This is a genomic window from Enterobacter sp. 342 (assembly GCF_036663495.1).
Lineage (GTDB): Bacteria > Pseudomonadota > Gammaproteobacteria > Enterobacterales > Enterobacteriaceae > Enterobacter.
Map to the genome: position 1 here is coordinate 1 of NZ_JAWUEI010000087.1, position 2,881 is coordinate 2,881.

Annotated in this window: 1 protein-coding gene; it reads left to right on the top strand. The window is 65.9% G+C overall.

Going from position 1 to position 2,881, the window contains the following annotated elements; all coding sequences use genetic code 11:
* On the top strand, window positions 1-2,848 hold a 2,848-nt coding region (locus tag V6E55_RS25195), incomplete at its 5' end, for a Tn3-like element TnAs1 family transposase (protein ID WP_316944107.1).
* Window positions 2,849-2,881 lie beyond the last annotated feature (33 nt).

Sequence of the window (2,881 nt, forward strand, 5' to 3'; positions counted from 1 at the left end):
CCAGCGACGCGGCGACGCCAACCGCCTCGGCTTCGCCGTGCAGCTCTGCCTGCTGCGCTACCCCGGTTACGCGCTGGGAACCGACAGCGAGCTGCCCGAGCCGGTCATCCTGTGGGTGGCGAAGCAAGTCCAGGCCGAGCCGGCGAGCTGGGCAAAGTACGGCGAGCGCGACGTGACCCGTCGCGAGCATGCCCAGGAACTGCGCACCTACCTGCAACTGGCCCCGTTCGGCCTGTCCGACTTCCGCGCCCTGGTGCGCGAGCTAACCGAGCTGGCCCAGCAGACCGACAAAGGCTTGCTGCTGGCCGGTCAGGCCCTGGAGAGCCTACGGCAGAAACGACGCATCCTGCCGGCGCTGAGCGTGATTGACCGGGCCTGCTCGGAAGCCATTGCGCGAGCCAATCGGCGGGTCTACCGCGCCCTGGTCGAACCACTCACGGACTCGCATCGGGCCAAGCTGGACGAGCTGTTGAAGCTCAAGGCCGGCAGCAGCATCACCTGGTTGACCTGGCTGCGCCAGGCACCGCTGAAACCCAACTCTCGGCACATGCTGGAACACATCGAGCGGCTGAAGACATTTCAGTTGGTGGACTTGCCCGAAGGCCTGGGCCGGCACATCCACCAGAACCGCCTGCTCAAGCTGGCCCGCGAGGGTGGGCAGATGACGCCCAAAGACCTCGGTAAGTTCGAGCCGCAGCGCCGCTACGCGACCCTGGCCGCCGTGGTGCTGGAGAGCACCGCGACCGTGATCGATGAGCTGGTCGATCTGCATGACCGCATCCTGGTCAAGCTGTTCAGCGGCGCGAAGCACAAGCATCAGCAGCAGTTCCAGAAGCAGGGCAAGGCGATCAACGACAAGGTGCGCCTGTACTCCAGGATCGGCCAGGCGCTGCTGGAAGCGAAGGAAAGCGGCAGCGACCCCTATGCCGCCATCGAGGCGGTGATTCCCTGGGACGAGTTCACCGAGAGCGTCAGCGAGGCCGAGCTGCTGGCCCGGCCGGAAGGCTTCGACCACCTGCACCTGGTCGGCGAGAACTTCGCCACCCTGCGCCGTTACACGCCGGCCTTGCTGGAGGTGCTGGAACTGCGCGCCGCGCCGGCCGCGCAAGGCGTGCTGGCAGCCGTGCAGACCCTGCGTGAGATGAACGCCGACAACCTGCGCAAGGTGCCGGCCGATGCACCCACGGCCTTCATCAAGCCGCGCTGGAAGCCGCTGGTGATCACCCCGGAAGGCCTCGACCGGAAATTCTACGAAATCTGCGCCCTGTCCGAGCTGAAGAACGCCCTGCGCTCCGGCGACATCTGGGTCAAGGGCTCGCGGCAGTTCCGCGACTTCGACGACTACCTGCTGCCGGCCGAGAAGTTCGCCGCACTCAAGCGCGAGCAGGCCCTGCCCCTGGCGATCAACCCGAACAGCGACCAGTACCTGGAAGAGCGTTTGCAGCTGCTGGACGAGCAGTTGGCCACCGTCACCCGCCTGGCCAAGGACAACGAGCTGCCCGATGCCATCCTCACCGAGTCAGGGCTGAAAATCACCCCGCTGGATGCGGCGGTGCCGGATCGGGCGCAGGCGCTGATCGACCAAACCAGCCAGTTACTGCCGCGCATCAAGATCACCGAACTGCTGATGGACGTGGACGACTGGACGGGCTTCAGCCGCCACTTCACCCACTTGAAGGACGGGGCCGAGGCCAAAGACAGGACGTTGCTGCTGTCCGCAATCCTCGGTGATGCGATCAACCTCGGGCTGACCAAGATGGCCGAGTCGAGCCCCGGCCTGACCTACGCCAAGCTGTCCTGGCTGCAAGCCTGGCACATCCGCGACGAAACCTATTCGGCGGCCTTGGCCGAGCTGGTCAACCACCAGTATCGCCACGCCTTTGCCGCCCACTGGGGCGACGGCACGACCTCATCCTCCGATGGCCAGCGCTTCCGCGCGGGTGGCCGGGGCGAGAGCACCGGGCACGTCAACCCGAAGTACGGTAGCGAGCCGGGACGGCTGTTCTATACCCATATCTCCGACCAGTACGCGCCGTTCAGCACCCGCGTGGTGAATGTCGGCGTCCGCGATTCCACCTATGTGCTCGACGGCCTGCTGTACCACGAGTCCGACCTGCGGATCGAGGAGCACTACACCGACACGGCCGGCTTCACCGATCACGTCTTTGCCCTGATGCACCTGCTAGGCTTCCGCTTCGCGCCGCGCATCCGCGACCTCGGCGAAACCAAGCTGTACGTGCCGCAGGGCGTGCAAGCCTACCCGACGTTGCGCCCGCTGATCGGCGGCACCCTGAACATCAAGCACGTGCGTGCCCACTGGGACGACATCCTGCGCCTGGCCAGCTCGATCAAGCAGGGCACCGTCACCGCCTCGCTGATGCTGCGCAAGCTCGGCAGCTACCCGCGCCAGAACGGACTGGCCGTGGCCCTGCGCGAGCTGGGCCGGATCGAGCGCACGCTGTTCATCCTGGACTGGCTGCAAAGTGTTGAACTGCGCCGCCGCGTGCATGCCGGCCTGAACAAAGGTGAGGCGCGCAACTCGCTGGCCAGGGCGGTGTTCTTCAACCGCCTTGGGGAAATCAGGGATCGGAGCTTCGAGCAGCAGCGCTACCGGGCCAGCGGCCTCAACCTGGTGACGGCGGCTATCGTGCTGTGGAACACGGTGTACCTGGAACGCGCCACCCAGGGGTTGGTCGAGGCCGGCAAGCCGGTGGACGGCGAGCTGCTGCAATTCCTGTCGCCGCTGGGCTGGGAGCACATCAACCTAACCGGCGATTACGTCTGGCGGCAGAGCCGCAGACTGGAAGACGGGAAGTTTCGGCCCTTACGGATGCCCGGAAAACCTTAGCGTACGATTTTTTCCGAATTCTGCGGGCTCCCC